The 24,885-nt window shown below is 65.9% G+C and carries 21 protein-coding genes and 1 tRNA gene; 7 read left to right on the top strand and 15 right to left on the bottom strand.

All coding sequences use genetic code 11. The features are described from left to right. The 5 genes from M9945_RS10780 to M9945_RS10760 all read right to left on the bottom strand — a co-directional run bounded on the left by M9945_RS10780 (position 1) and on the right by M9945_RS10760 (position 5,279). On the bottom strand, positions 1-957 hold the full coding sequence (locus M9945_RS10780; RefSeq protein WP_367944485.1) for a respiratory chain complex I subunit 1 family protein: 957 nt from the start codon (positions 955-957) through the stop codon (positions 1-3). After that, positions 948-2,957: a hydrogenase 4 subunit B gene (gene hyfB, locus M9945_RS10775; protein ID WP_367944484.1), complete on the bottom strand. Its 2,010-nt coding sequence runs from the start codon at positions 2,955-2,957 to the stop codon at positions 948-950. The genes M9945_RS10780 and hyfB overlap by 10 nt, the downstream gene beginning before the upstream one ends. Then, complete coding sequence (locus M9945_RS10770; RefSeq protein WP_367944483.1) at positions 2,957-3,223, bottom strand: helix-turn-helix domain-containing protein; 267 nt, start codon at positions 3,221-3,223, stop codon at positions 2,957-2,959. Before M9945_RS10770 ends, hyfB begins: the two co-directional genes overlap by 1 nt. Before the next feature lie 120 nt (positions 3,224-3,343). Next, on the bottom strand, positions 3,344-4,639 hold the full coding sequence (locus M9945_RS10765) for a DUF445 domain-containing protein (RefSeq protein ID WP_367944482.1): 1,296 nt from the start codon (positions 4,637-4,639) through the stop codon (positions 3,344-3,346). 82 nt (positions 4,640-4,721) lie between these two features. Next, positions 4,722-5,279 carry an N-acetyltransferase family protein gene (locus M9945_RS10760; protein ID WP_367944481.1) on the bottom strand — a complete coding sequence of 186 codons (558 nt, stop codon included), beginning with the start codon at positions 5,277-5,279 and terminating at the stop codon, positions 4,722-4,724. A gap of 245 nt (positions 5,280-5,524) precedes the next feature. On the opposite strand from M9945_RS10760, the gene rirA reads away from it, so the two are divergent. Then, on the top strand, positions 5,525-5,989 hold the full coding sequence (gene rirA, locus M9945_RS10755) for an iron-responsive transcriptional regulator RirA (protein ID WP_367944480.1): 465 nt from the start codon (positions 5,525-5,527) through the stop codon (positions 5,987-5,989). Positions 5,990-6,054: 65 nt separating this feature from the next. Continuing rightward, positions 6,055-6,128 (top strand) — tRNA-Gly (locus M9945_RS10750). Positions 6,129-6,146: 18 nt separating this feature from the next. On the opposite strand, the gene M9945_RS10745 is transcribed toward M9945_RS10750, so the two are convergent. Continuing rightward, on the bottom strand, positions 6,147-6,410 hold the full coding sequence (locus M9945_RS10745; RefSeq protein WP_367944479.1) for a hypothetical protein: 264 nt from the start codon (positions 6,408-6,410) through the stop codon (positions 6,147-6,149). 55 nt (positions 6,411-6,465) lie between these two features. Beyond that, complete coding sequence (locus M9945_RS10740) at positions 6,466-8,502, bottom strand: FAD-dependent oxidoreductase (protein WP_367944478.1); 2,037 nt, start codon at positions 8,500-8,502, stop codon at positions 6,466-6,468. Positions 8,503-8,643: 141 nt separating this feature from the next. Here M9945_RS10740 and M9945_RS10735 point away from each other — a divergent pair, with 141 nt between their 5' ends. Further along, positions 8,644-9,273 (top strand): TetR/AcrR family transcriptional regulator, encoded by a 630-nt coding sequence (locus M9945_RS10735; protein WP_367930591.1) that lies wholly within the window; start codon positions 8,644-8,646, stop codon positions 9,271-9,273. Here M9945_RS10735 and M9945_RS10730 read toward each other — a convergent pair. Both M9945_RS10730 and M9945_RS10725 read right to left on the bottom strand, forming a co-directional pair. Then, complete coding sequence (locus M9945_RS10730; RefSeq protein ID WP_367944477.1) at positions 9,203-9,970, bottom strand: hypothetical protein; 768 nt, start codon at positions 9,968-9,970, stop codon at positions 9,203-9,205. The genes M9945_RS10735 and M9945_RS10730 overlap by 71 nt on opposite strands. Before the next feature lie 222 nt (positions 9,971-10,192). Further along, entirely contained in the window at positions 10,193-12,325 is a 2,133-nt protein-coding gene (locus M9945_RS10725; protein ID WP_367944476.1) for a TonB-dependent receptor, read from the bottom strand. 383 nt (positions 12,326-12,708) lie between these two features. Between M9945_RS10725 and M9945_RS10720 the strand changes: the two genes are divergently transcribed. The 3 genes from M9945_RS10720 (at position 12,709) to M9945_RS10710 (ending at position 18,004) form a co-directional block, all read left to right on the top strand. Continuing rightward, positions 12,709-13,218 (top strand): RNA polymerase sigma factor, encoded by a 510-nt coding sequence (locus M9945_RS10720; RefSeq protein WP_367944475.1) that lies wholly within the window; start codon positions 12,709-12,711, stop codon positions 13,216-13,218. Positions 13,219-13,345: 127 nt separating this feature from the next. Then, on the top strand, positions 13,346-14,302 hold the full coding sequence (locus M9945_RS10715) for a FecR domain-containing protein (protein ID WP_367944474.1): 957 nt from the start codon (positions 13,346-13,348) through the stop codon (positions 14,300-14,302). 111 nt (positions 14,303-14,413) lie between these two features. Then, positions 14,414-18,004, top strand: a complete 3,591-nt coding sequence (locus M9945_RS10710; protein WP_367944473.1) for a TonB-dependent receptor — start codon at positions 14,414-14,416, stop codon at positions 18,002-18,004. 402 nt (positions 18,005-18,406) lie between these two features. Here M9945_RS10710 and M9945_RS10705 read toward each other — a convergent pair whose 3' ends face one another. Together M9945_RS10705 and M9945_RS10700 are read right to left on the bottom strand one after the other, a co-directional pair. After that, entirely contained in the window at positions 18,407-20,341 is a 1,935-nt protein-coding gene (locus M9945_RS10705; protein ID WP_367944816.1) for a heavy metal translocating P-type ATPase, read from the bottom strand. Between the two features lie 227 nt (positions 20,342-20,568). Then, positions 20,569-20,967 carry a cupin domain-containing protein gene (locus M9945_RS10700; RefSeq protein ID WP_035029077.1) on the bottom strand — a complete coding sequence of 133 codons (399 nt, stop codon included), beginning with the start codon at positions 20,965-20,967 and terminating at the stop codon, positions 20,569-20,571. Between the two features lie 215 nt (positions 20,968-21,182). Here M9945_RS10700 and M9945_RS10695 point away from each other — a divergent pair, with 215 nt between their 5' ends. Beyond that, positions 21,183-21,833 (top strand): DUF924 family protein, encoded by a 651-nt coding sequence (locus M9945_RS10695; RefSeq protein ID WP_367944472.1) that lies wholly within the window; start codon positions 21,183-21,185, stop codon positions 21,831-21,833. A 349-nt stretch (positions 21,834-22,182) separates the two neighbouring features. Here M9945_RS10695 and arsH read toward each other — a convergent pair whose 3' ends face one another. The 4 genes from arsH to M9945_RS10675 are packed head-to-tail and all read right to left on the bottom strand — an operon-like array spanning position 22,183 to position 24,791. Then, positions 22,183-22,914, bottom strand: coding sequence for an arsenical resistance protein ArsH (gene arsH / locus M9945_RS10690; protein ID WP_367944471.1), 732 nt, complete (start codon positions 22,912-22,914; stop codon positions 22,183-22,185). Then, a complete protein-coding gene (arsB, locus tag M9945_RS10685) occupies positions 22,907-24,019 on the bottom strand; it encodes an ACR3 family arsenite efflux transporter (protein ID WP_367944470.1) in 1,113 nt (370 codons plus the stop codon). Before arsB ends, arsH begins: the two co-directional genes overlap by 8 nt. Further along, the gene (gene arsC / locus M9945_RS10680) at positions 24,016-24,453 is read right to left on the bottom strand and encodes an arsenate reductase (glutaredoxin) (protein WP_182793615.1); all 438 of its coding nucleotides are present in this window, start codon (positions 24,451-24,453) and stop codon (positions 24,016-24,018) included. Before arsC ends, arsB begins: the two co-directional genes overlap by 4 nt. Further along, the gene (locus tag M9945_RS10675; protein WP_121987332.1) at positions 24,450-24,791 is read right to left on the bottom strand and encodes a helix-turn-helix transcriptional regulator; all 342 of its coding nucleotides are present in this window, start codon (positions 24,789-24,791) and stop codon (positions 24,450-24,452) included. Before M9945_RS10675 ends, arsC begins: the two co-directional genes overlap by 4 nt. Between the last annotated feature and the right edge of the window lie 94 nt (positions 24,792-24,885).

Below are 24,885 nucleotides of genomic sequence, written 5' to 3'. Positions count from 1 at the left end.
TCAAAGGCTCCGCGACACGAAGAGGAGCAGCGTGCCGAGGAGGCCGAGCATCAGCGCGACGCCGAGGAAATCGGGGACGCGGAACACCCGCATCTTGGCGATCGAGGTCTCGAAGACGGCAAGCAGGAAGCCGCCGGCCGCCAGCTTGGCGAGCCACAGCGCGGTGCCGGCCGCGAACGCCGCGAGGCCCGCGCCGGCCGGGGCGATGCCCCACGGCACGAAGACGCAGGCGATCAGCGAGAGATAAAGGACGAGCTTCAGCATGGCGGCGAGCTCGATCATGGCGAGATGCCGGCCGGAATATTCCAGCACCATCGCCTCGTGGACCATGGTCAGCTCGAGATGGGTGGCGGGGTTGTCGACCGGGATGCGGGCGTTCTCGGCCAATGCCACGATGACGAGCGCGACCAGCGCCATGGCCAGCGAGACGCGCAGGCCGACCTCCGGCGTCGCCAGCACCGCCGAGACGGTGGCGAGCTGGGTCGAGCCGGCGACCAGCGCCAGCGCGAACATGGTCAGCATCATCGCCGGCTCGGCGAAGGACGAGATCATCATCTCGCGCGAGGAGCCGATGCCGCCGAAGGCGGTGCCGATGTCCATGCCGGCAAGGGCGAGGAAGAAGCGCGCCGTGCCCAAAAGCGCGATGATGGCAATGAGGTCGGCGCTCCACGAGAAGACGAGGCCGGCGGCGAAGGTCGGCACCAGCGCCGCGGCCACCCATGTCGCGGCGAAGACGATGTAGGGCGCGGCGCGGAACAGCCACGAGGCGCCTTCCGCCACCACCGCGTCCTTGCGCATCAGGCGCGCGAGGTCGCGATAGGGCTGGATCAGCGAGGGGCCCTGCCGGCGCGTCAGCCGCGCCTTGACCTTGCGCACGAAGCCGGTGACGAGCGGCGCGAGCGCCAGCACCAGCGCCATCTGCGCGCCCTGAACGGCGATGTCGAGGATCATGTCCATAGCGCCAGCACCAGAAGAAGCGCGACGAGGAACAGGAAGACCAGCGTGAGATACCGGCGGATGGTGAGGAACTGCAGCCGGTTCAGCCAGCCGGCCAGCCTGTCGACCGCGCCGGCGAGCGGAACGTATGCACGTTCCCAGATCGGATCATGGATCGTCGTCGCCAGCCGCGCCGGCCGCATGTCGCCGGGCGGCGGCATCGTCACCTCGTCGCGGGCGGCGAACAGCGTCGTGCCGAAGATGCGCCGGAACGGCTGGGCGAAGCCGCCGGCCGAATATTGCGTCGCCGGGTCGGGCACGGGAAAGCCGCAATCCCACGCCGGGGCGCGGCGAAGGCGCCGCGAGGCGAAGCGGTGGATGACCGCGGCCGCGCCGAAGCCGGAAACGGCCATGAACAGGAAGACCAGCAGCCCGTTATAGGACGAGCGGCCTTCGGTGATCGGCACGATGGACAGCCACGGCAGGTCGGCCTGAACCGGCATCGCGCCGCCGACCAGGAGCCGCGTCACCGGCGCGAGCGCGTCGATGACGAAACCGGGCAGGATGCCGGTGAGCAGGCAGAGAAGCGCAAGCATGGCCATCGCGGCCAGCGAGACGCGGTCGACCTCTTTCGCCTCCCCGGCCTCCGGCGAACGCGCCCGGCCGAGGAAGGCGACGCCGAAGGCGCGCACGAAGCAGGCGGCCGCCAGGGCAGCGGCCAGCGCCAGCATGCCGCCGAGCGCCGGCACCGCGATCTTCAGCCCCCAGCCGTCGAGCGCCGGGCTTTGCAGGATCGCCTGGAAGGCCAGCCACTCGGAGATGAAGCCGTTGAGCGGTGGCAAGGCCGAGATGGCCAGCGCGCCGACGAGGAAGAACAGCGCCGTCGCCGGCATGCGGTGGATCAGCCCGCCGAGGCGCTCCATGTCGCGGGTGCCCGTCGCGGTGAGCACCGCGCCCGCGCCGAAGAACAGCAGGCTCTTGAACAGCGCGTGGTTGAGGACGTGGAACAGCGCGGCGGTGAGCGCCAGCGCCGCGGCCCAATCCATCGCGTTGGCGCGGAAGGCGAGCGCGAGGCCGAGGCAGGCGAAGACGATGCCGATATTCTCGATGGTGGAGAAGGCGAGCAGACGCTTCAGGTCCCGCTCCATCAGCGCGTGGAGGATGCCGAGAACGGCGCTGGCGCCGCCGAGCGCGAGCAGGACGAGCGCCGCCCACCAGGCCGGCTCGCCGACGAGGTCGAAGACGATGCGGATGAAGCCGTAGACCGCGACCTTTGTCATGACGCCGCTCATCAGCGCCGAGACGTGGCTGGGCGCGGCCGGGTGGGCGAGCGGCAGCCAGACATGCAGCGGGGCAAGGCCGGCCTTCGACCCCGCGCCGAGCAGCGCCAGCACCAGCGCCAGCGAGGCGGCGAGCGGCGTGCGTGTCGCGTCGCGGATCGCGGCGAAGGAATAGTCGCCGCCCGCGCCGGCCATCAGGCCGAAGGCGAGCAGCAGCGCCATGGTGCCGAAGCTCGCCATCACCAGATAGACGGTGGCGGCGTGCCGGTTTTCGGCCTCGCGGTGATGGGCGAGCACCAGCGCCCACGAAGCGAGCGACATGAACTCCCACGACAACAGGAAGGTGAAGGCGTCGGCGGCGAGGACGACGAGGTTCATGCCGGCAAGGAAGGCCGGATAGAACGGCAGCACCCTGTGCGGCGCCTCCTCGTGGCGGCCATAGCCGAGGCCGTAAAGGCTGGCGGCCGCGCCGCCGAGATTGACGACGGCAAGGAAGAAGGCCGAGAGCGCATCGACGGCGAAGTGTGCCCCGACCCATGGCAGGCCCAGCGGCAGCACGACGGACGACGCGGTATTCGACAACAGCGCCGAGAGAGCGACCGCGAAGCCGGCAAGACAGGCGGCGAGCGAGGCGGCATAGACGACCTGATAAGCCTGCGGCCGGCGCGCCAGCGCGACGGCCAGCGCCGCGATGCCCAGCAGCACGCCCACGACCACCAGCAGCGCCGCGCCCGCCTGCATCACATGCTCCCGCCGGCCCCGTTTTCCCTGAGCCTGACGCCGCGCCCGCCCGACTGGCTGGACGCCCCCTCCCCGATCAGCTCAAGCCCGGCGGCGTCGAGCGCCGCGATCAGCTTGACCAGCGAATCGACATTGCCGCGGATGGTGCCGTCGCTGGCCTCCATGCGCTGGATGGTCGGCACCGACAGGCCCGACAGGTCGGCCAGCCGCCGCTGGTCGATGCCCAGCAAGGCCCGTGCCGCCCGCAACTGCGCCGATGTTATCACGGCTCAATCATCCATCCTGAAGAGCATGACATGGAGTGTTCCATATTCATACTGCATATTCAATGAATGATTGCAATAAGTGATGCTTCAGACATCAGTTATGAACGGAAGCGTCCGCATTCAGCCGAAAACCAGCTTCTGCCCGACATGCAGGGCGAGGCCGGCGAGGCCGCCGATCAGCATGCCGTTGAAGCGGATATATTGCAGGTCGCGGCCGATATTCAGCTCGATCAGCCGGGTGAGCTGGACGATGTCCCAGCTCCTGACCTGATCGGCGATGAAGGCGGAAACGCCGCTCTTCTGGCTCTCGACGAAGGCCGAGAGCGCGATGACGAAGCCGTGGTTCATGTCGGCGCGGATCGCCGGCTCGTCGCGGAGCTGACGGCCGACCTCGGCGAACATGTCGGCCAGGTGCCGGCGGATGAGCGAATCGTCGGAGGCGATATCCTGATCCGCGAAGGCGCGCAGGCCGGCCCAGAAATTCTCCGCCAGCCCGCGCAGCTCCGGCCGGGCGAGCAGGTCGCGCTTCAGCTTCTCGGCCCGTGTCGCATAGGCCGGCGATTCGCGCAGCTCGTGGACGAAGTTCTCGACGAAGCGATCGAACTCGCGCCGCAGCGCGTGGTCGGGATCGGCCTCGGCCTCGGCCAGCAGAGTGCCGGCGGCGGCGGCGAGGCGCTTCACGAGATAGGCGTCGGCCTGGAACATCCGCGCCAGCGACGGCAGCTCCTGCCGGATGCGGTCGCGGATCGCGGCAAGCGTCTCCTCGTCGCGCAGCAGGCCGCCGAAGATCTTCAGGATCTCGTCGAACAGCCGCTGGTGGCGGCGATCCGCGCTGACGGCGGAGAGGAGGTCCGCCGCCAGCGGCGCGAGCTCGACCCTGCCGATCTGGGCCGCGAGGCGCTGGCCGACGAAATCGCGCAGGCCCGAGCCTTGCGCGGCGGCGAGCGCCTGCGGCACGAGCTTGGCAGTGAAGCGGGCAAGGCCGGCGGCGCGGCGCGGATCGGCCAGCCAGTCGGCGACGAGCAGGGCGAAATCGACCTGGCGCAGCTTTTCCCGCACCGGGGCCGGCGCGAGGAAGTTGACCTCGATGAAGCGGCCGAGATTGTCGGCGATGCGATCCTTGTTGCGCGGGATGATCGCCGTGTGCGGGATCGGCAGGCCGAGCGGACGGCGGAACAGGGCGACGACGGCGTACCAGTCGGCCAGCCCGCCGATGGCGGCGGCCTCGGCGAAGGCGGCGACATAGGCAAGCGCCGGCCAGCTTTCCTCGAAGGCGCGAGCCGTCAGGAAGACCGCGACGCACAGCGCCAGCGCAGCAGTCGCCACCGCCTTGGTGCGGCGCAGCGCTGCGAGCTTCTCACGCTCGACGTCGTCGGGCGTGCCGGGTGTAGACCCGCCCGCAAAAGCCGCTTTCATCGCCTGTCCTTTCAGCGTCGCCGATTCCTGCCCGCCAATGTGGGGATCGCAACAGGGTTCGTCACGCGAAAGAACGCTTATTCTAGACCGCCACCGCCGCAAGCGCGGCGAGGAAGCCCGCGCCGGGGCGTGCCGGCAGCGGCGCGGCGGGCTCGAGCTCGATCAGGCCCACCGTCTCGCCCTGGTCGAAGCGCAGGCGCGCCTTGAAGCTGCGCGCCAGCCGCTTCATCGGCTCGTTCTGCGGGTGGGTGGTGACGAGCAGGCGCTCGTAGCCGAAGGCGCGCGCGCTCTCGATCAGGCGGGCGAACAGCAGGCTGCCCAGCCCCTGCCGCTGCAGGTGGCGCTCGACGCTGAAGGCGATCTCGCCGGTCGGCTCGGCATCCTCGGGCCGCTCGTGAAGCTCGGCCGCGCCCAGCACCTCGCCGTCATCGACATAGCCGATGACGATGGTTCCGTCGTTGAAGCAGCGTTCGGCATAGGAAGCGACGAAGGTGTCGCTGGTCGGGCCGTTGAAGCGGTCGCGCCGGCTGTCGGCGTCGAGCCGCAGGAGATGGGCCCTGAACTGGGGAAGTTCCGAATGTCTCAGCAGCCTTATCCTCCCCCTCAGGGGCACGGCCGCATTCTTGGTAACGCTCTGCATGTCGCACTCCTCGCGGGTTCCTCCCCGAGTCGTCGCAACTCGACACAGAGGCTATATTGTGCATTGCAACATGAAATGCAAGGCCATTCGCGGGCCTGCCCGCGGCGGGATGGCGCATCGCCGGGCGCGGCATCGTCAAATAAGTTGAAATTCTTACTCCAGATTTCCTTGCATTCTTCTCTGGAATTGTTCTAAGGTATCGACCATATTGCAGGGACGTTCACGGAATCCGAAAGGCTCGCGCCATGCGGCTTACCCGCCAGACCAATTACGCCATCCGCATCCTGATGTATTGCGCGGCCAATGACGGCCGACTGAGCCGCATCCCCGAGATCGCGGCCGCCTACTCGGTGTCGGAGCTGTTCCTTTTCAAGATCCTCCAGCCGCTGGTCGAGCACAAGCTGGTCGAGACCGTGCGCGGCCGCAACGGCGGCGTCCGCCTCGCCCGCCCCGCCGCCGACATCACCCTTTTCGACGTCGTGCGCGTGACCGAAGAGAATTTCGCCATGGCCGAGTGCTTCGAGAAGGATTCGACCGACTGCCCGCTGGTGGATTCGTGCTCGCTCAACGAGGCGCTGCGCAAGGCGCTCGGCGCGTTCTTCGAGGTGCTGGAAAGCTACTCGATCCACGACCTCGTCAAGGCGCGGCCGCATATGCGCGACCTCCTCGGCCTGACCGACATCCCCGCGCCGCAGGTGATGGCGAGCTGACCCGCCGCCGGGCGCGCTGCCGACCCTTGACCTGCGCCGCAGGCTAAACTAGGGATTTCCGTGCTGCGGGCATGGTGAAATGGTATCACAAAAGCCTTCCAAGCTTTTGGTGCGGGTTCGATTCCCGCTGCCCGCTCCAGCCCCCTCCCCGTTCTGATCAGTCCGGCGCGCGGGCCTTGATCTTCCAGTCGCCCCTGGCCGCATCCGGAAGCAATATCCAGCTCTTTTCGCCGATTTCGGTGCCGCGGCTGGTCCTGTAGGCCGCGATCGTCAGGACGATCAGCGATCCGTCCCGCCTGTGCCGGCACGGAACGATCACCCCGTCGCTGAACTCGACGAGATTCTCGTCCCCGACCTTCTCCTCGGCGATCGTCACCCGGCAACCGGGATAGGCATGGGTGTGGGAAAGCTGGAAGCGCACGTCTTAGCCCTCCATCCTCTGCAGGCGTAGCCGGCAAGCGGCACGGCTTTCGGGATCATATGTCCTTGGCGATGCGCAAGCCATCATAGATGGCGGCGTGGGTGTTGCGGGCGGCGACCGCGTCGCCGATGCGGAACAGCCGGAACGACCCTTCGGGATTGCGGACAAGGGTTTGCGGCTCGCCAGCGATCATCCGGTCGTAGTCGACTTCGCCGAGATTGCTCGAATGCGGCTTCAGCGCGAAATAGAGATCGTCGAGCGGGATCGTCCCGTGGTTGACGACGATCTGGTCGACCAAGCGCCGGCGGGCGACACCGCCATAGTCGCTGCCGAGATGGGCGACGAGCTTGTTGCCGTCGCGCTGCGCCCGTTCCAGCCGCCACGTGACGGTGAAGGTGACGTCGCGCTTCTGGAGCGAACGCATGTAGGGCACGAGGTTCATGGCCATGACCTCCGGCGCGAAGGCGCGGTCCGGCGTCATGATCTCGACCTTCGCGCCCGTCGCGGCGATGAACTCGGCCGCCTGCAGGGCGGCATGGTCGCCGGCGTCGTCATAGACCAGCACGTCCGCGCCCGGCTTCACGTCGCCGGCGATGATGTCCCATGAGGAGACGACGAGGTCGTTACCCTCGCTCAGCACCTCGGTATGCGGCAGGCCGCCGGTGGCGACGATGACGACTTCCGGGTTTTCGGCCAGCACCGTGTCGGCTTCTGCCCATGTATTGAAACGGAAGGCGACGCCGCGCTTGCCGCACTGGTCCATGCGCCAGTCGACGATGCCGGCCATCTCGCGGCGGCGCTCGCTGAGGGCCGTGAGGCGGATCTGGCCGCCGGGGCGGTCGGCGGCCTCGAACACGACGACCTCGTGCCCGCGCTCGGCCGATACGCGCGCCGCCTCCAGCCCGGCCGGGCCCGCGCCGACGACGACCACCTTGCGGCGGATATCAGCCTTCGGCGTCACATGCGGCATCGTCTCCTCGCGGCCGGTCGCGGCGTTGTGGATGCAGAACGCCAGGCCGCCCTGATAGATGCGGTCGAGGCAGTAATTGGCGCCGACGCAGGGGCGGATGTCGTCCTCGCGCTTCTCGACGATCTTGCGCACGATGTGCGGGTCAGTCATGTGGGCGCGCGTCATGCCGACCATGTCGACCTTGCCCGAGGCGATGGCGTGCCGGGCCGTGGCGACGTCCTGTATCTTGGCGGCGTGGAAGGTCGGGAAATCGGTGGCGGCGCGGATCTCGCCGGCGAAGTCGAGATGGGGCGCGCTGGCCATGCCCTGGATCGGGATGACGTCGGTCAGCCCGGCGTCGGTGTCGATATGCCCGCGGATGACGTTGAGATAGTCGATCAGGCCGCTGTCCTTCAGGCGCTTCGATATCTCGAGGCCCTCGGCTTGCCCCGTGCCGCCGGGCAGGCATTCGTCGGCCGTGTAGCGCACGCCGAGGATGAAGTCGTCGCCGACGCGCGCGCGCATCGCCCGGAACACGTCGAGGCAGAAGCGCATGCGGTTGTCGAGCGACCCGCCATAGGGGCCGTCGAGCTCGTTGGTCAGCGGCGAGACGAACTGGTCGATCAAATGGCCGTAGGCCTCGACCTCGACACCGTCCATGCCGCCTTCCTTCATCCGCTCGGCCGCATCCGCAAAGTCCTTGACGATGCGCTCGATGTCCCAATCCTCGATCTTCTTGGGAAAGGCGCGGTGCGCGGCCTCGCGGTGATGCGACGGCGCGACGACGGGCAGCCAGTCGCCCTTGTCCCAGCGCGTGCGGCGGCCGAGATGGGTGAGCTGGATCATGATCGCCGCGCCCGCCTCGTGGACCGCGTCGGTCATCTGCCGGACCCACGGCACGATCTCGTCCTTGTAGGCGAGGAGGTTGTTGAAGACCGGCGGGCTGTCCTTCGACACCGCGGCGGAGCCCGCCGTCATCGTCAGCGCGATCCCGCCCCTCGCCCGCTCCGCCGTATAGGCGCGATAGCGTTCCTTGGGCATGCCGTCTTCGGGATAGGCCGGCTCGTGCGACGTGACGATGATGCGGTTGCGCAATGTCAGGTGCTTGAGCCGATAGGGCTGAAGGAGAGGGTCGTTGGACACTGCCGGACTCCGTTTGGCGCTCGCCGTCACGCTAGGGCAAAATGTTCATATGTGTCAATTCTCGATACATGACCGTCACTGTCATAGACATGAATGCACATTCCGGTTGCCCTGGACCGCCCCGCTTGCTAGCACTCGTTCATGGATCAGGCATCGAGCGACAGCGGCTGGCGCGGTTCCCCGGAGGTCTGGCTTCAGGCCGCCTACGAGGCGCTGCTGGAGGCCGGCGTCGACGCGGTGAAGATACTGCCGCTCGCCAAACGGCTCAAAATCTCGCGGACCAGCTTCTACTGGTTCTTCCAGGACCGCGAGGCGCTGCTCGGCGCTCTCGTCGGCCGGTGGCGCGACAAGAACACCGGCGGCATCGTCAGGCAATCGGAGGCCTATGCGGAGTCGCTGGCCGAGGCGATGCTCAACGTCTTCGACTGCTGGCTCGACGACGCGCTGTTCGATTCACGGTTCGAGTTCGCGGTCCGCAGCTGGGCCTTGCAGTCGCCCGACATCCTCGCGCAGGTGCGGCAGGCCGATGAGGCGCGGATCGAGGCCTTGACCCGCATGTTCATGCGCTTCGGCCATGCGCAGGACACGGCGGACGTGCGCGCCCGCACCACCTATCTCGTCCAGATCGGCTACATCACCATGCAGTCGCGGGAGGAGCTGGCCGTGCGCATGAAGCGGATACCGGACTACATCGCGATCTTCACCGGTCAGGTGCCCGAGCAACGGGAACTCGACCGCTTCTACGCAAGGCATAGCTACAAGCCGGGATAGGGACGGCCCGCGACGACCTCAGCCGTCGAAGGCGAGCGAGCGACGCGAGACTGACCGATCGTTCGAGGTTGGCATCGAGGAAGTCGGCGACGCGGCGCACGCGGCGATATTCGTGCGGCTTCAGCTCCGTGCTGGCGGTGAGTGCCTCCGCCGCCTCGAGACGCGACAGCTCGGCCAGGAATGCCAGTGCCAGGCCCTCCAGATAGAGCGCCTGCAGCGTCTGCTCGTGCGGCCCGCTCAGCATCTGGTCGGCGATGGAGTTGAGACGGGTCGAGCCGCCGATCATCCGCACCGCCGTCTTGCCGTCCATGAAGGCTCGCAGCGATTGCAGCGCCGCGGCCGCGGTCGGCGAGAAGTCGCTGTCGAAGAAGTCGCGCATCAGCCTTATGCCGATGCCGCAGCAATGCGTTCCCGCCTTGCAGAAACCCTCGCAGACGGTGTTCTCCGCGAAGTTGACGATCAGCGGCACGCCGGGCCGTATCTCGACGGCGCCATGACCGGCGATCTCGAGCCTGGACGGCGCGCCCGACAGCATGAGCCCGCAAAACAGCGACGGCGTTTCGTTGACGGAAAGCCGGTTGTCCTGAAGGTATTTGAGGTCGTAGGCGCCGAAATAGAAACCCGGCTGCGGCGAGTGGACGAGGATGCGCCCCTGCGACAGCTCCGTTTCGGTGTGGATATGACGCGGCAGCCCCACCTTGACGGACTGGCCCGTGGCCGTGGCCAGAGCCTGAATATGGCGCTGGCTGAACCTCAGAGGGGCAGCGACATGATCTGACGGTTCGACAACCCGAAGCAAATGATGACCGGAGAGCGGTGAATCGGTGCCCCCTCAACGAGGCTTGACGACCATCGCTATCAAATCAGGAGTGGAATAGTCAACTTTTAACGTCGCCGGGAGGCGTCGCGGATCGCCCCCTCAGAAGCTGCGCGACAGGCCGAAGCCGAAGGTGCGGCCGGGTCCCACGGCAACCGAGTGCGCAGTCGGGCTGTATGTCGCGCCGAAATTGAGCGGGCGCTCGTCCAGCAGGTTGTTGACGAAGCCATAGACCTCCCAGTCGCCGTTCTCCCAGCCGACCTTGGCATTGACCATGTGATAGGCCGGGAGCGTGCCGGTATTGGCGATCTCCATCGCCCGCGTCCCGACATACTGGTACTGCGCGGTGGCGTAGAAATTCTCCATGAAGCGGTAGCTTACGTCGAGGCTTGCCGTGAAATCGGGACTGTTGGGCACGCGGTTCCCGGTGCTCGCCCCGAAGGCGGCGGTTTCTGTCACGTCGCCCAGACGCGAACGCGTCAGGCCGATGCCGGCGCCGACATGCAGGTTCGGCAGAATCTCCGCGCGGGCCTCGATCTCAAAACCGTAGGTCTGGTAGTCCTGATTGACGAACTGGAAGGTGACCGGAAAGCTGGTGATGTCGTAGCCGACGAGCTGGCCGTCCGTGACGTCGTTGAAGAAGACGCTGGCGCTGATGGAGAGCCGGTTGTCGAGCAGCTCCGCCTTTGCGCCCGCTTCATAGGTCCAGCCGGTCGAGGGACGGAACGGCAGCGAATCGCGCCCGACCGCATTGTTGAGCGTATACCGCTCGAAGCCGCCCGACGCGTAGCCCCGCGATATCGAGGCATAGGACATCACGTCCGGCGTCCAGTCATAGCTCACGGCCAGACGGCCCGTCAGATAGGTGTCGGATATGTCCGCTTCCTGCGAATAGCCGGCGACGGTGCCCGGGAACCCGATGCCGGTATAGTCGCTGTCGAGGGACTGCCTGTCGTGGGCGACCCGCAGGCCGCCGCTCACCTTGAGGGCCTGCGTCACCGGGACGGTGACGTCACCGAAGGCAGCCACCGTATGCGAGCGGATGCGGGTGTCGAAAAGGCCCGCCGAGTACGGGCTGTAGGACGAGACCTGATTGCGATCCGAACTGTACGACGAGTGGAAATAGTTGATGCCGGCGACCCACCTGGTCGAGGCCTCCTCGGGAGAGGAAAGCCGGAACTCCTGGCTGAAGATCGTGTCGGTGTCGTGCGACAGCGAAATATCGGCTCCGTGCGGCGGTATGAACCCGTACACGTTCTGGAATATGAGGTCGTCGGCGGTATCGACCTCGCCGTCCAGCCGGATGCGCTGGAAATTGGTCAGCGACGTGAACCGGACAGCCTCGAAATCGCGCTGGATTTCCAGCGTGGCCTCTCCGCGCTTGCGACGGTTGTCGGGAATGATATCGGCGCCGCTGGCCGGGAAGCCTGGCGCTTCCAGCAGCATGTTGTAGTTGCTGTGGCGCTGTTCGGCGTCGAAGCCCAGGATCAGGTTCACCCGGAGGTCGTCGGTGGGCGTGTAGCTCAACGTGCCGCGCGCGGCCGCCAGCCGCGTCTCGCCCTCTTCACCGTCGACGACGATGTTGGGAATGGTGCCCGAAACGCCGTTCAGCCGTGCGGCGAAGCGGCCGGCGAGGACGTTTTCCCGCAGCCATCCGCCGGCGATGAACTCGGCAAGGTGGTGCCCTTCATTGCCGACCTCGCCTCTGATCCTCAGTTCGCGCTCGCCGTCTGCCGGGCGCGTGACGACATTGACGACACCGCCGAGCGCGTTGCGGCCGAACAGCGTGCCCTGCGGCCCGCGGATCACCTCGATGCGTTCGATGTCGAGCAGCGACGGCGGAAAGCCGAACGCGCTCGTCGCCGCGCCGTTCGTGGAAAAGCCCACGCTGTTGTCGAGCGAGTTGGACGGCTGGCCGAGCGGCCCGATGCCGCGCATGTTCACGAAGTCCACGCCCGGCTGCGCGAAGCCGCCGAAGTAGACGTTCGGCGTCGCGCGCGTGATCGCCGCGCCGGGATCTATCGCGTCGGCAATCTTGCCGTCGCCGGGAATGACCGAAACGCTGGTCGGCAATTCCTTGACCCGATCCGTGCCTTTCAGGCCCGTGATCACGATCGCGTCGAGGACGGTGACGTCGCCGCTCGTTTCAGTGTCCTGTGCCCGCGCGGGACCAGCCATACCGGCAAAGGCAACGGAAAGGGTCAGGGAGGCGGCGAGTGCCTGCGAGGTCTTCATGGAAAGCTCCAGCCAACAATTTGCGGGCTGGAGCAGGATGCGGCCGCCAGCCATGTCAGCGTCTAACGGCGGATGTCGGGCGGTTCCATCCTCCGACTTTGGCCTGGTCAAACATCGCTTTCGCGCGATCAAACAAGGTCTGCTTCCGCGGCATGGACACTCATGCGTCTCGCCGGTTGCAGCGTTGCGGCGCTTCGACCACGGCCGCGACCGCCTGCTCCCGCATGCTCCAGGATTCCGTTTCCAGCGAACTGCGCCGTTTTTGGCTTGCCAGAAAAACCTTCCTTTAATAGTCAAGAATTTACGTCGAGGGCCATTGCCGGGAACCCTCGGCATGAGTCGTCGCCGGGTTTGCGACCGGCAAGGTGAGCGGGTGACATGAGATGAGCAACTGGAGTCGGCGGCTGGCTGGCCTTTTTGCGGAGCACCGGGGGAAGCTGGAATCCCTGGTCACGCGCTCCACCGGCGATCGCGAGGCGGCGTCCGATATCGTGCAGGATGTCTTTTCGAGAGTGCTGACCTGCGAGCAGGCAAGCGCCCCCGAGGACAGCGTCAAGATCCTCTATGCCTCGGCCCGGAACGCGACGATCGACCATGTGCGGATGCAGAAGCGGCGTCGGGAAATCCTTGAAAGGGTCGTGCCGGAACAGATCGCTCCCGACGTTCTCATGCCCGATTCCATCGTCGAGGGCCGGCAGGCCCTCATGGAGCTCGACCAGAGGCTCATGGAGTTGGGACGTACCACACGCGACATCTTCCTGCTGCGCCGGGTGCATGGCGTTTCCAACGCTGAAATCGCCCGGCGATATGGTATTTCCGTAAGCGCCGTCGAAAAGCATGTCGCCCGCGCCTTGCGCCATTGCCGGAAAGGCCTGTCCGCGCGATCGGATTGACCCCGATATTCGATCGGGAGTGAGGAGTTCGTCTCCTCGGACGTTATCAGATCAAAAGGCCGCGCTTACGACCTGGGGCCAGCCGAGAGGCCGCAGGCACGATATGCAAGGTGAGCCAGGGGGATGGATGCCGCCAAGCCATAAACCAACCGAGGAGCAAAGGGAGATCGCGGCGCTGTGGCTGGCGAAGCGGACGGGCGGTTCCCTCGCGCCCGACGAGCAGCGCGAGCTGGAGGACTGGCTGAACGCCGATCCGGCCAATCGGTTGGCCTGGGACGAGATGCGGGTGTTGTGGGCTCGCCTCGAGGAACCGGCGGAACGGGTGGCGGCATCGTCGCCGCCGCGCGGCGCGCTGGCCCGGCAACTCGCGTCGCCGAAGGGATGGCTGGCGGCTGCCAGCGCCGGATCTGTCGCGGTTTTCGCCGTATGGCTCGCCAATCTCAATTTTCTCGAGGACTTGCAGGCCGACGTGGTGTCGGGGCACGCTTACATGATGCCGGTGACCCTTCCCGACGGTTCGGTGGCAAGGATGGGAGCCGATACGGCGCTTGCCTACGAGTTCGACACGGCGCGCCGGCATGTGCGCCTGTTGCGTGGCGAAGCGTTCTTCGAGGTTATACCGGGGAGCGCGCCCGCCTTCACCATCGACATAGACGGCGACCTCGTGCGCGTCGTCGGGACGCGGTTCAATGTCGACCGCGCGGACGACCGGACCGTGGTGGTGGTCGAGGAGGGTGAGGTTGCCGTGAAGGGCGCGCACGATACGGCACCCAACCATCTGACGCCGGGACAGCAGATGACCGTCACGTCGGGAACGGGAGGCGGTGTCGAAGCCGCCGATCTCGACGCCTCCCTTGCCTGGATGTCGGGGCGGCTGGTCGTTCGCCAGGTGCCGGTCTCCGACGTCGTCGCCGCGCTTGGCCGGCACACCTCGAAACGGCTTCTGGTGAGAGGCGAGGTTTCCGGCAGGCGGATTTCCGGCACGTTCCCGCTCGACGACATAGACGGCTCGCTCGATACGATCGCGGCGGCGATGAACGCGACTCTTATCCGCGCCGTGCCCCTCGTGACGGTCCTTTTTTGAAGTGGTGCATTTTTCTCAGGTTTCCTTGCCCCCGCCGATGAGGTTTCGCCCCGGCCGTTCGTTTTAGAGGTAGGGGATGAACGGACGTCCCCTCTCGTCTGGGGAGTCGTCATGCCGGGGTTGAACCACAAGAATCGGACAAGAAGCATAGCCGCCGCCCTGCTGTGCGGCACGGCGGCGCTGGCCGCCGTGCCTGCCTCGCAGGAACGGGCCTATGCGCAGGCAGCATCCGGCCAGCAGACCTATCGCTTCGACATACCGGCGAAATCGCTGGCGTCCGCCCTGGCCGATGTCGGGGCGGTCTCCGGCTGGCGGATCGCCTACGCTTTCGACCTTTCCGGAACCAGCGCGCCGGTCAGCGGCAGCATGACGCCGGAACAGGCCGTGGCGCGCCTGCTTGCTGGAACGACCATAAGATATCGCGTGACCGGACCGCGCTCGATCGTTTTGCAGGATCGCGTCGCTGGGGCGCATGACGGGGTGCTCGCGGCGGACGGTTCGGTGGTGCTCGACACGATCGATGTGACGGGCGGCGGCGGGGAATCGACGGTCTACACGCCTTTCGAGACGGCCGCCGCCGCCAGCCACATTCCGGCCGAGCGCATCGAGCGGTTTCGCGGCTCCAGCCCCGCCGACATCTTCCGGGGCACGCCGGGTGTTATGTCGGGCGAGGCGCGCAACGGCGCGGGCTCGGTGGACGTCAACATTCGCGGCCTGCAGGGTATGGGCCGTGTCGCCGTCACCGTGGACGGCGCGGAGAATTCGCTGCAGATCTATCAGGGCTATCAGGGCATCTCCAACCGCACCTTCCTCGATCCCGACCTGATGGCCGGCGTGGATATCACCAGAGGGGCGGATGTCGCCTCACGCGGCATCGCCGGCACGGTCGCCATGCTCACGCTCGGGGCCGACGACATCGTCAAGCCGGGCGACACGTGGGGACTGCGCGTGAAGGGCGGCTTCGGCACGAACACGTCCTCGCCCACGGCCGGCGCGGTCGGCGGCTATGCCTGGCCGCTCGCTCCTTACCATGAGCAGATCGCCGTTCCTTCCGCCCAGGGCATGGACAGGCCGGGCGACCTCACCCCCACCAGCGGCTCGGGCAGCATCGTGGCCGCGGTGAAGGAGGAGAGTTACGACCTTTTCGCCGGCTATGCCTATCGCAAGCAGGGGAACTATCATGCCGGCAAGCATGGTCCCCATGCGAATCCGGTCAATCTGGGGCCGCAAACGATCTGCACGGCCGCCAACTGCCAGTACTGGCCCGAATACATCGAAAATACCGGCATAGCCAACTACCGGCCGGGCGAGGAGGTGCTGAACACGCAGCTTCAGACGCAATCCTGGCTGGCCAAGGCGACCCTGCGCCTTGACGACGATCACAGCCTCCAGATCGGCTATACCGGCTTTCGCAGCGAAGCCGGTGACCTCCTCGCCTCGCGGCTGACGAGCGCCCGCGGTCGCCAGCCGGTCCAGCAGCCGCTGACGACGGGGGTGGAACTCGACACCGGCACGCTGCGCTATCGCTGGCAGCCGTCCGACAACGATCTGATCGACCTCACGGCCAATGGCTGGCTGTCGCATCTGCGGCAACGATATGCGCCGCGTTCCTGGGGAAACTACAAGCCTGAACAATGGGGATTGGCCGCCGATTTCCGGGGCGGCTCGGACTCCCTCCTGTGGGGCGGCGATGTCGCAAATACGTCCCGGTTCGATCTCGCGGATTTCGGCTCGCTCGACCTCACCTACGGCCTTTCCTACGTGACCGAGGACACCTCGCCGACAAGGCATTCCATGGTGGGCGAAGTGGGAAACTCGACCTTCCGGGACGCGGCAAGACAGGAGGCCGGCGGCTTCGCCCGCGCCGCCTACAAGCCCTTCGACTGGCTGACGCTCAATGCTGGCCTGCGCTATTCGCACTACTGGTCGGAAGATCGCTCGGATTATTCGAACGATACGCCTGACTCGCTGCACGAACGCGACAGCGGCGGATTCAGCCCTTCCGTCGGCGTGACGCTCGAGCCGCTCGACGGCGTCCAGCTCTACGCCAACTATTCAAACGCGCTCCGCCTGCCCAGCATCGTCGAAGCGGGCGGCATCTTCGTTTCGCCCAACCCCGATCTCGGCCCGGAACGGAACAGCAGCTGGGAGATCGGAGCCAATCTCGTCAGGGACGGCCTGCTTGCCGACAACGATAGCGGCATGTTGAAGCTCGGCTATTTCAACTGGGACGTGAAGGATTACATTTCGCGGGAATGGGGGGCGATCGGGTCCGGCAGCAGCCAGTATTACGGGCTGTACGTGCACAACATCGACCGTGCAAAATTCTCCGGACTTGAACTGTCGGGCCGCTACGCGAACGGCGGTTTCACAGCGGAACTGAACGCCAACTACTATCTCGGCGTCGAGTTCTGTCCCACGGCCGGCACCTGCACCAATGCCTCGCTCTACAGCGATTATGCGACCAATCAGGTTCCGCCGGAATATTCGGTCGACCTGATGGTGTCCCGGAAGATGTTCGACGACCGCTTCACGGTTGGAGGCAGGGTCCTGCATGTCGGCCCCCGCGCAGCCGGCCATGGCCAGGCGACCGCCCAGGGGCAGTTGCAGTTCATTTCGCTGGTTTCGTGGAAGCCCTACACGCTGGTCGACGTGTTCGCCGAATACAAAATCAACGACAATTTCACCGCCGCCTTCCGCGTCGAAAACCTGACGGACCAGTATTATGTCGACCCGCTGAGCCTAGCGCGGCAACCGGGTCCGGGCCGCACCTTCCATGCCAGCCTGACCGGCACTTTCGGCGGTGACCGGGCGATACCGCATTTCTCGTCGCCGTTCATCCGCGATCCGGAGGGCGCCGGCAAGGTGGACTGGACGGGCGCCTATGCCGGCTTCCACTTCGGAACCGGCTTCGCCCGCACATGGGGCAGCACCACATCGCTCGACGGCACGGCGGCTGATCTTGCGGCCGACGAGTCCGCCGATCTCGGGCTCGGCAGCAGCCTGCTGGCAGGCGTTCAGGCCGGCTACAACTGGCAGTTCGGCAACGGTTTCGTCTTCGGCGTCGAGGGCGACTGGAGCAAGACCGATCTGAACGGCGAACAGGATACGTCCACGACATGGCTGACGCCCGATGGTACTGTCGGCTCGGGCCTTCAGGCGAAGACCCATCACGAGATCGACTGGACGGCTTCGCTGCGCGGACGCATCGGCTACGCATTCGATAATCGTTGGCTGGTTTACGGGACCGGCGGTGTCGCCTTCGCCAAGGAGAGGCAATGGCGGGACCAGTATACCGATAGCGGCTGGCAATACAGCACGAGCACGGATCTGTATCTCGTCGAGAGCACGTCTGCGACACGCACCGGCTTCACGCTCGGCGGCGGCGCGGAGTATGCCATCAACGATCGCTGGTCGATCAAGGCAGACTACACCTACAGCCGCTTCGGAAAGAAGGATTTCAAGTTCGAGAAGGCCCGGACGAACACCAAGGGAGACTACGTCACACTCGAACAGGTGGGCACGGAGTGGACAACGCCGGATTACGGCGAGCTTTGCGACATGTTTCCCTTCCTGTGCCTGCCGTATGAAGCGCCGATCTATGAAGAGGTTCTCAACCAGGGCAGCCCCGCCAACGGCCGCAGGGCGTCGAACGCGCTGGATATGCACACCCTCAAGATCGGACTGAACTACCGCTTCTGATCGCTGGCAATCCTGGCACCGGCCTTTTCCGGAGCGCGGCAGGCGCGTTCCGGTTTATTGGAGCTTCCTGCTATGCCGCGTCCCGCCGCACCTTTACGGCATCGCTGAACGTCAAGTTCCGATTGCTCCAGAACGGCTGCTTCCTCGCGGACCGGAGCGGCCGTTTCTCCCGCACCGGGGGCGAGGCGCGTGGTTCACGACCTGACGCAAGGCTGGTCGGCGCGCGGGAATGCGAAGCACCCATTTCCCTTCGTTTGCCGGATTCCGGGATTCGCCAAAACTTAGGCCCGCCGCGATTGACTTCCTCGACGATGCCGGTGGTCTGCGCAAAGGCGCCTGGCGGAGGGGATGGGCCTGACGTCCAACCTTCTCTGGGCCGGAAACGAGTTGAAGTCGTTGTCTTCAACCCGCGCGCCGCGGGATTTTTCTGCGATAGGCATGACGTTGGACGGGGGCGCTGATGCTGTCGACCGTCACCACCTGATCTGGTGACGCTGACTTGTTTTCGTTGCGGCGGACGGGGTCCCGCAGCAGACGCAGCCCGTTGAGCACCACCAGAACCGTTCCGCCCTCGTGACCGATCACTGCGAGCGGCAGAGGCAGCTCGAAGAACAGCGCGCCCGTCACCAGAATGACCATGGCACCCATGGCGAAGGCGAGGTTCTGCCGAATGATCCGCGCCGTGCGCCGCGCCAGTCGATGCGCCTCCGCGAGCCGTCCCATGTCTTCCGACAGAAGCGCCACATCGGCTGCCTGGAGCGCGACGTCGGAGCCCGCAGCACCCATGGCGATCCCGACATCGGCGCGGGCCAGCGCGGCGGCGTCATTTACCCCGTCGCCGACGAAGGCGACCTTGCCTCTTGCAGCCAACTCCCCCGCCATCCTGACTTTGTCCTCCGGCAGCATGTCGGCATGGATTTCCTCGGGCTTCAATCCGAGCTCTTCGCCAATCCGCAACTCAACCGGACGGCGATCGCCGGTCATGATGATTGCGGTGACCCCACCTTCCCGCAATGCGGCAAGCGCCGCCGCAGAGGTCGGGCGGGCCTGATCCGCGATGGTAACAGCTCCCATCACCTGCTGATCCCGCCCGAAATAGATGACCGTCTCGGTGTCCGCAGCCAACGCCTTCAGCATCGGGTGATCGATGGAAGCGTCCATTTGCCTGGCGAGGCGCGGATTGCCTGCCCATACCTGCCTCCCGCCGTCGTCGCCGACGATGCCGGCACTCGGCCGGGTGATCACGTTAAGTACCTTGGCCGGTTCAACACCGCGGCTGACGGCTTCCTGCCGGATGGCTGCCGCGCTGTGATGTTCCGAGTGGGCCTCAAGTCCAGCCAGCAGCGAGAGGAAGCGTCGCTCATTGCCGTCGAGCGCCACCACCTTCGTGATCGAGGCCCTGCCGGTCGTCAGCGTTCCCGTCTTGTCGAAGGCGAAGGTGTCGACCGCCGCCAGCGTCTCGAGCGCGGCGCCGCCCTTGAACAATACACCTCCGCGCGCGGCAGCCGACAGGGCGGAGAGGATCGCGGCAGGGACGGAGATCACGATTGCACAGGGGCTCGCCGCTACCAGCAGGGTCGCTGATCGGTAGAGCGCCTCCTCCCAGTCGCGCCCCAGCCAGTAGAACGCGGCGAAGGCCAGGACGGCTCCGACCATGACCGCGACCGTGTAGCGTTGCCCGAACCAGGCACTGAAGCGCTCCGACGGAGCCTTGGCCGCCTGCGCCTCGGTCACGAGTGCGATCATGCGGGCGACGGTGCTTTCCTCGATCGTCTTCGTTACGGCCATCTCGAGCACGCCGTCGAGGTTGACCGTCGCCTCGAAGACCGGGGCGCCGGGTTGTTTGGCGACGGGCATGGACTCGCCGGTGATATGGGCTTCATCGAGAGAGCCCCGGCCGCTGACGATCACCCCGTCCGCCGGAACCCGCGCGCCAGGCCGCAGCACCACGACGTCATCCACCTGAAGATCGGCAGCAGGGACTTCCGAGACTGACTCGTCCGGCGCCTTGCGAAGTGCCGTCTCCGGCCGAAGCTCCATCAACGCCTCGATGGCCCGGCGCGCGCGGCCGAGCGCCCGTTCCTCCAGCGTCGTGGAGATGCTGAAGAGCGTCAGCAGGACGGCGCCCTCGAAAGGCGCCCCGACGGCCGCAGCCGCGACCGCTGCAACGACCATCAAGAGGTCGATGTCGAGGATCCGCTCCTCCCACAAGGTGGCGGCCGCCCGCCAAGCGGCTGGCAGTCCGCCCGCTAGATAAACGAGCAACAGACCTGCGAGGGAAAAGTACGCGGCGGCGGCACCCTGCAGCGGCCAAAGAGCGAGTATGGCCAGAAGCATCCCAGCGACGGTCAGGACCGTCAAAACGAACGAACGATCGATCTCGAATGCTTTTCCCACTTCATCTCCTAATCGCGGCGCAGGCTCTCATGCCGAAACTATGCTTCCGGGCGCAACAACGCGCGCCGGCCACCGTAGCGACGAGATCATGAACGTTCGACGATGGTCGCCGCTGGCTCCTGTCAGTGAGACTGGTGCCGGTTTCCGACAGAGTCGGCAAAGCCGAGCTATTCTTCGGTCGTCTTTCCGTCGAAGTGCTCGTGGGCAGCGTCGGCTTCGCCTTTGGTCGAATGGACGACGCCATCGACATGTTCGGGAGGACTGTAGATCGTGTAAAGCCTGAGGGGCTCGTCGCCCGTATTCCTGACATTGTGTCGCGCGCCCGCCGGTACGATCATCGCCATGTCCGACTTTATCTTGTGTGCGGCGCCATCGATCAGGATCTCGCCTTGCCCCTTCTCGACACGGAAGAACTGGTCGCCACCGTCATGCACCTCTTCGCCAATCTCTTCGCCGGGCTGTAGCGCCATCAGGACCAACTGCATGTTCCTCGCCGTATAGAGGACCCGCCGATAGTCGGCGTTCTCCTCGGTCAACTTTTCGATGTCATCGACAAATCCGCGCATGGTGTGCTCCTTGTATTTTGGCAGGCCTCTTTAACCATAGGTCCATCACGTGTGGATGACCAGTCCGCGTGCTGCTGCGACACCAGCTGGCCTGAATTTGCCTCCACATTGGCCTCGTATAAACCTGTTGGCCAAATGGAGTGTTTCGTTTTGGACCTGTTGACATGGATGGGCGTTAGTCTCGATGTTCAGTCCCTCGGCGCACACGTTTTGCGATGAAGAACACGAACAAACGCAATGAATGGCAGGTCGTACTCGAATTCTGGTTCCCTGAGGGGAACTCGTTCGACATAGATGCGGACGTCCATCGCAGCCATTGGTCTTGGCGGATGCGGGGCGGCGCGGACGACGAAATCACGGCCCGCTTCGCGGAACTCACAGTTGAAGGAGCCGCGGGAAATCTTGACCACTGGGCCTCCGATCCCGAAGGCAGGCTCGCGCTCATCATCGTGCTCGATCAGTTCTCGCGATCGGTCTGGCGAGGCAATGCCCACGCTTTCGCGCAGGACAAGGCGGCGCTGGCGCTGGCAATGAACGGATTGTTGAATGGCCACTACGCCGCGCTATCAACGCCATGGTTCAAGGTCGTTCATGGTCTGCCACTCGGCCACTGCGAAGGGCCAGACCATCTCCAGCGCCTGGACCTTCTCATCGGACTTCGCGAGGAGATCGCCGCAGAAGCCCCCACGCACCTGCAGCCGATTTACCGTTCGCTCGTGAAGCAGGCCCTGGACGTGAAGCAAGTGATCGCGGCGTTCGGCCGTCATCCCCATCGCAATCAGGTTCTTGGCCGCCGCTCGTCGCGGGCGGAAGTTGCATATCTGAAGGAAGGCGATTTCCCTCATGAGCGGGCGTTTCAAGGGTGATGCTTGGCCCCCGGCCCAGAGGAGACCTGCGGCGCGTCACACGTTGCGCTTTATCCGCCCCATTCAGGGGCACGGTTTCTCCATCGAGAAAGTACTGGTCCTCATGGCGCTCTGGCGTGACGGGGCGCGGTCGGTGATGGCGTACGCGTCCGGGGGTAGCCCGAGTTCCTCGACTGACCACGCGCGCTGCGTCGATCAACGCAATGTAGCGCTTCTTCGTAGTTGTTGGTCGGGAGCGACCCGCTGCGCCTCTTGCGATGATGTCGACAAGCGCCTCGTCTCAGTGAGTGCGATGCTGCGATATTAATGGCCCCGCTCCGCGCAAGCACCTCAGCGGCAGAGGAAAATGCTAGATCGAGCGTTGGTTGACGCGCTTGGACAGCTGCTCAGCGCTTTCCACCCGCTCCGAGTAGCGGTCGGTTAGATAGGCCGAACGGCCGCGCGTGAGATGGGTGAACTTCACGAGTTCCTCCATGACGTCGACGATGCGATTGTAGTACGGCGACGGCCGCATGCGGCCGCCCTCATCAAATTCGCCCCACGCCTTCGCCACCGAGGACTGGTTTGGGATCGTCACCATGCGCATCCAGCGGCCGAGGATGCGCATCTGGTTGACGGCGTTGAAGCTCTGCGAGCCGCCGGAGACCTGCATGACCGCGAGCGTCTTGCCTTGCGTCGGCCGCACGCCGCCGAGCGACAGCGACAGCCAGTCGATCTGCGCCTTCATGACGCCGGTCATCGCGCCGTGCCGCTCGGGCGAGCACCAGACCATGCCCTCCGACCAAGTGGCGAGCTCACGCAGCTCCCTGACCTTCGGGTGGTCGGGGTCTTCCGCGTCCGGCAGCGGCAAGCCGGACGGGTTGAAGGCGCGGGTCTCGGCGCCGAACCAGCGCAGCAGGCGCGCCGCCTCCTCCGAGGCAAAGCGCGAGTAGGAGCGCGTCCGGAGCGATCCATAGAGCATCAGGATGCGGGGCGGGTGCGCCGGCGCGCCGGGCCCGGCGAGCGCAGCCACGTCGATCGGCCGGAGCGATGCTGGGTCGATGTTCGGCAGGTCTTCGATCGGGACGGGATGGTCAGCCATGCCGCGCGCCTCCGTCATCCGCGGGAAAATGGTGACAAGTCCGATTGGCGAAGGCGACAAGTGACAGCATGACCGGAACCTCGACGAGAACACCGACCACGGTCGCGAGCGCAGCGCCGGATTGCAGTCCGAAGAGGCTGATCGCGACGGCCACCGCGAGCTCGAAGAAGTTGGACGTACCGATCAGCGCGCAGGGCGCGGCGACGTTGAAGGGCACGCGCCACGCCCAGGCCGCAGCATAGGCCAGCGCAAAGATGCCGTAGGACTGGATCAGGAGCGGCACCGCGATCAGCGCGATCAGCAGCGGCTGCTCCAGGATGATCTGCCCCTGAAACCCGAATAGAAGCACGACCGTCGCCAGCAGGCCGAGCACCGAGAAGGGCTTGACCGCCGCCGTGAAGCGCGCGACCGCCGCCTCGGCGTCCGCCCCCCGGCGGCCCCGCGCGAGCCACTGGCGCGTGGCGGCGCCGGCAGCGAGCGGGATCAGAATGTAGAGCCCGACCGAGAGGATGAGCGTCTCCCAGGGCACGACGATATCGGTGACGCCGAGGAGCAGCGCCACGATGGGCGCGAAGGCAAAGATCATGATGACGTCGTTCACCGAGACCTGCACCAGCGTGTAGGTGGCGTCGCCCCGAGTGAGCTGCGACCAGACGAACACCATCGCGGTGCAGGGTGCCGCGCCCAGCAGGATCAGACCGGCAATGTACTGCTGCGCATCGGCCGGTGCGATCAGGTCCGCGAACAGAACCTCGAAGAACAGGACGGCGAGCCCTGCCATGGTGAAGGGCTTGATCAGCCAGTTCACCACGATCGTCAGCACGAGCCCTTTCGGCCGATCGCCGATGTGGCGCAGGCTCGCGAAGTCGACCGCCACCATCATCGGATAGACCATCGCCCAGATCAGGACGGCAACGACCAGGTTGACGGACGCGATCTCGAGCGCGGCGAGCGTCTCGAACAGGCCCGGCAGCACGTTGCCGAGCAGCAGCCCGGCGCCGATGCAGAGCGCCACCCAGACAGAGAGCCACTTTTCGAAGAAGCCGATGCCGGCAGGCGCCGCTGCGATGGCCTCGGCCGTGCGCGCGTAGGTGTCGTTGCTCATCGGGCGGGGCTCTCGTTTACGCGGCGCCCGTCGGCGTCCACCACGAGCTCGCCGTCCTCCTTGCGGAACTCCCCGCGCTGCGGGTTCGGCAGGATGTCGAGCACCGCCTCGGAGGGGCGGCAGAGCCGTGTTCCGAGCGGCGTCTCGACGATGGGGCGGTTGATGAGGATGGGATGCTCCAGCATCAGGTCGATCAGCTCGTCGTCGGAGAACTTGGGGGCATCGAGCTTGAGCTCGTCGTAGGGCGTGCCCTTCCGGCGCAGGAGGTCGCGCACGGGGATCCCCATCGCGGCGATCAGCGCCACGAGCCGCTCGCGGCTCGGGGGCGTCTTCAGATACTCGATAACCTCCGGCTCATCGCCGGAGTTGCGGATCAGCGCCAGCACGTTGCGCGACGTGCCGCAGTTCGGGTTGTGATAGATCCTGGTGGTCATGCGGTCTCTTTCCGGGCGGCGTGCGTCGAGGGGGCGATCCCGCATGCTGCCGGATCGCCGGCGCAACAGTGGCGGGTCAGATAGTCGATGAGGCCTGTCATGGTGGCGAAGTCCGCTGAGTAGATCAGCGAGCGTCCTTCGCGCTGGACCGTCACCAGCCCGGCGTGCTTCAGTTCCTTGAGGTGGAACGAGAGCGTGGCCGAAGGGAGATCCAGCGCCTCGCCGATCCGCCCCACTGCACGCCCTTCCGGACCGGCCTCCACCAGCAGGCGAAAGATGTCGAGACGCGTCTCCTGCGAGAGCGCGGCAAGCGCAGCGAGTGTGGCCTGTTTTTCCATCTCTCCACAATAGTGGAGATGTAGAGCGAGATCAATCCCGCCTGCGGCCGCCCCGCGGTGTCAGCTCGGCGCACGGCTGATCCTGCAGCGCTGA

Origin of the sequence: Aquamicrobium sp. (genome assembly GCF_023954335.1) — a bacterium.
GTDB lineage: Bacteria > Pseudomonadota > Alphaproteobacteria > Rhizobiales > Rhizobiaceae > Aerobium.
This window is presented reverse-complemented; position numbering and strand designations above follow the sequence as displayed.

Bases quoted from the DNA above. Each gene is read 5' to 3' on its own strand.
- M9945_RS10765 (WP_367944482.1), bottom strand. From the start codon at position 4,639: ATGAAAGCGGCTTTTGCGGGCGGGTCTACACCCGGCACGCCCGACGAC.
- M9945_RS10695 (WP_367944472.1), top strand. From the start codon at position 21,183: ATGAAGAACACGAACAAACGCAATGAATGGCAGGTCGTACTCGAATTC.
- M9945_RS10675 (WP_121987332.1), bottom strand. From the start codon at position 24,791: ATGGAAAAACAGGCCACACTCGCTGCGCTTGCCGCGCTCTCGCAGGAG.
- M9945_RS10760 (WP_367944481.1), bottom strand. From the start codon at position 5,279: ATGCAGAGCGTTACCAAGAATGCGGCCGTGCCCCTGAGGGGGAGGATA.
- M9945_RS10710 (WP_367944473.1), top strand. From the start codon at position 14,414: ATGCCGGGGTTGAACCACAAGAATCGGACAAGAAGCATAGCCGCCGCC.
- M9945_RS10735 (WP_367930591.1), top strand. From the start codon at position 8,644: ATGGATCAGGCATCGAGCGACAGCGGCTGGCGCGGTTCCCCGGAGGTC.
- M9945_RS10700 (WP_035029077.1), bottom strand. From the start codon at position 20,967: ATGCGCGGATTTGTCGATGACATCGAAAAGTTGACCGAGGAGAACGCC.
- arsC (WP_182793615.1), bottom strand. From the start codon at position 24,453: ATGACCACCAGGATCTATCACAACCCGAACTGCGGCACGTCGCGCAAC.
- hyfB (WP_367944484.1), bottom strand. From the start codon at position 2,957: ATGCAGGCGGGCGCGGCGCTGCTGGTGGTCGTGGGCGTGCTGCTGGGC.
- M9945_RS10725 (WP_367944476.1), bottom strand. From the start codon at position 12,325: ATGAAGACCTCGCAGGCACTCGCCGCCTCCCTGACCCTTTCCGTTGCC.
- M9945_RS10705 (WP_367944816.1), bottom strand. From the start codon at position 20,341: ATGCTTCTGGCCATACTCGCTCTTTGGCCGCTGCAGGGTGCCGCCGCC.
- arsH (WP_367944471.1), bottom strand. From the start codon at position 22,914: ATGGCTGACCATCCCGTCCCGATCGAAGACCTGCCGAACATCGACCCA.
- M9945_RS10715 (WP_367944474.1), top strand. From the start codon at position 13,346: ATGCCGCCAAGCCATAAACCAACCGAGGAGCAAAGGGAGATCGCGGCG.
- arsB (WP_367944470.1), bottom strand. From the start codon at position 24,019: ATGAGCAACGACACCTACGCGCGCACGGCCGAGGCCATCGCAGCGGCG.
- rirA (WP_367944480.1), top strand. From the start codon at position 5,525: ATGCGGCTTACCCGCCAGACCAATTACGCCATCCGCATCCTGATGTAT.
- M9945_RS10780 (WP_367944485.1), bottom strand. From the start codon at position 957: ATGGACATGATCCTCGACATCGCCGTTCAGGGCGCGCAGATGGCGCTG.
- M9945_RS10720 (WP_367944475.1), top strand. From the start codon at position 12,709: ATGAGCAACTGGAGTCGGCGGCTGGCTGGCCTTTTTGCGGAGCACCGG.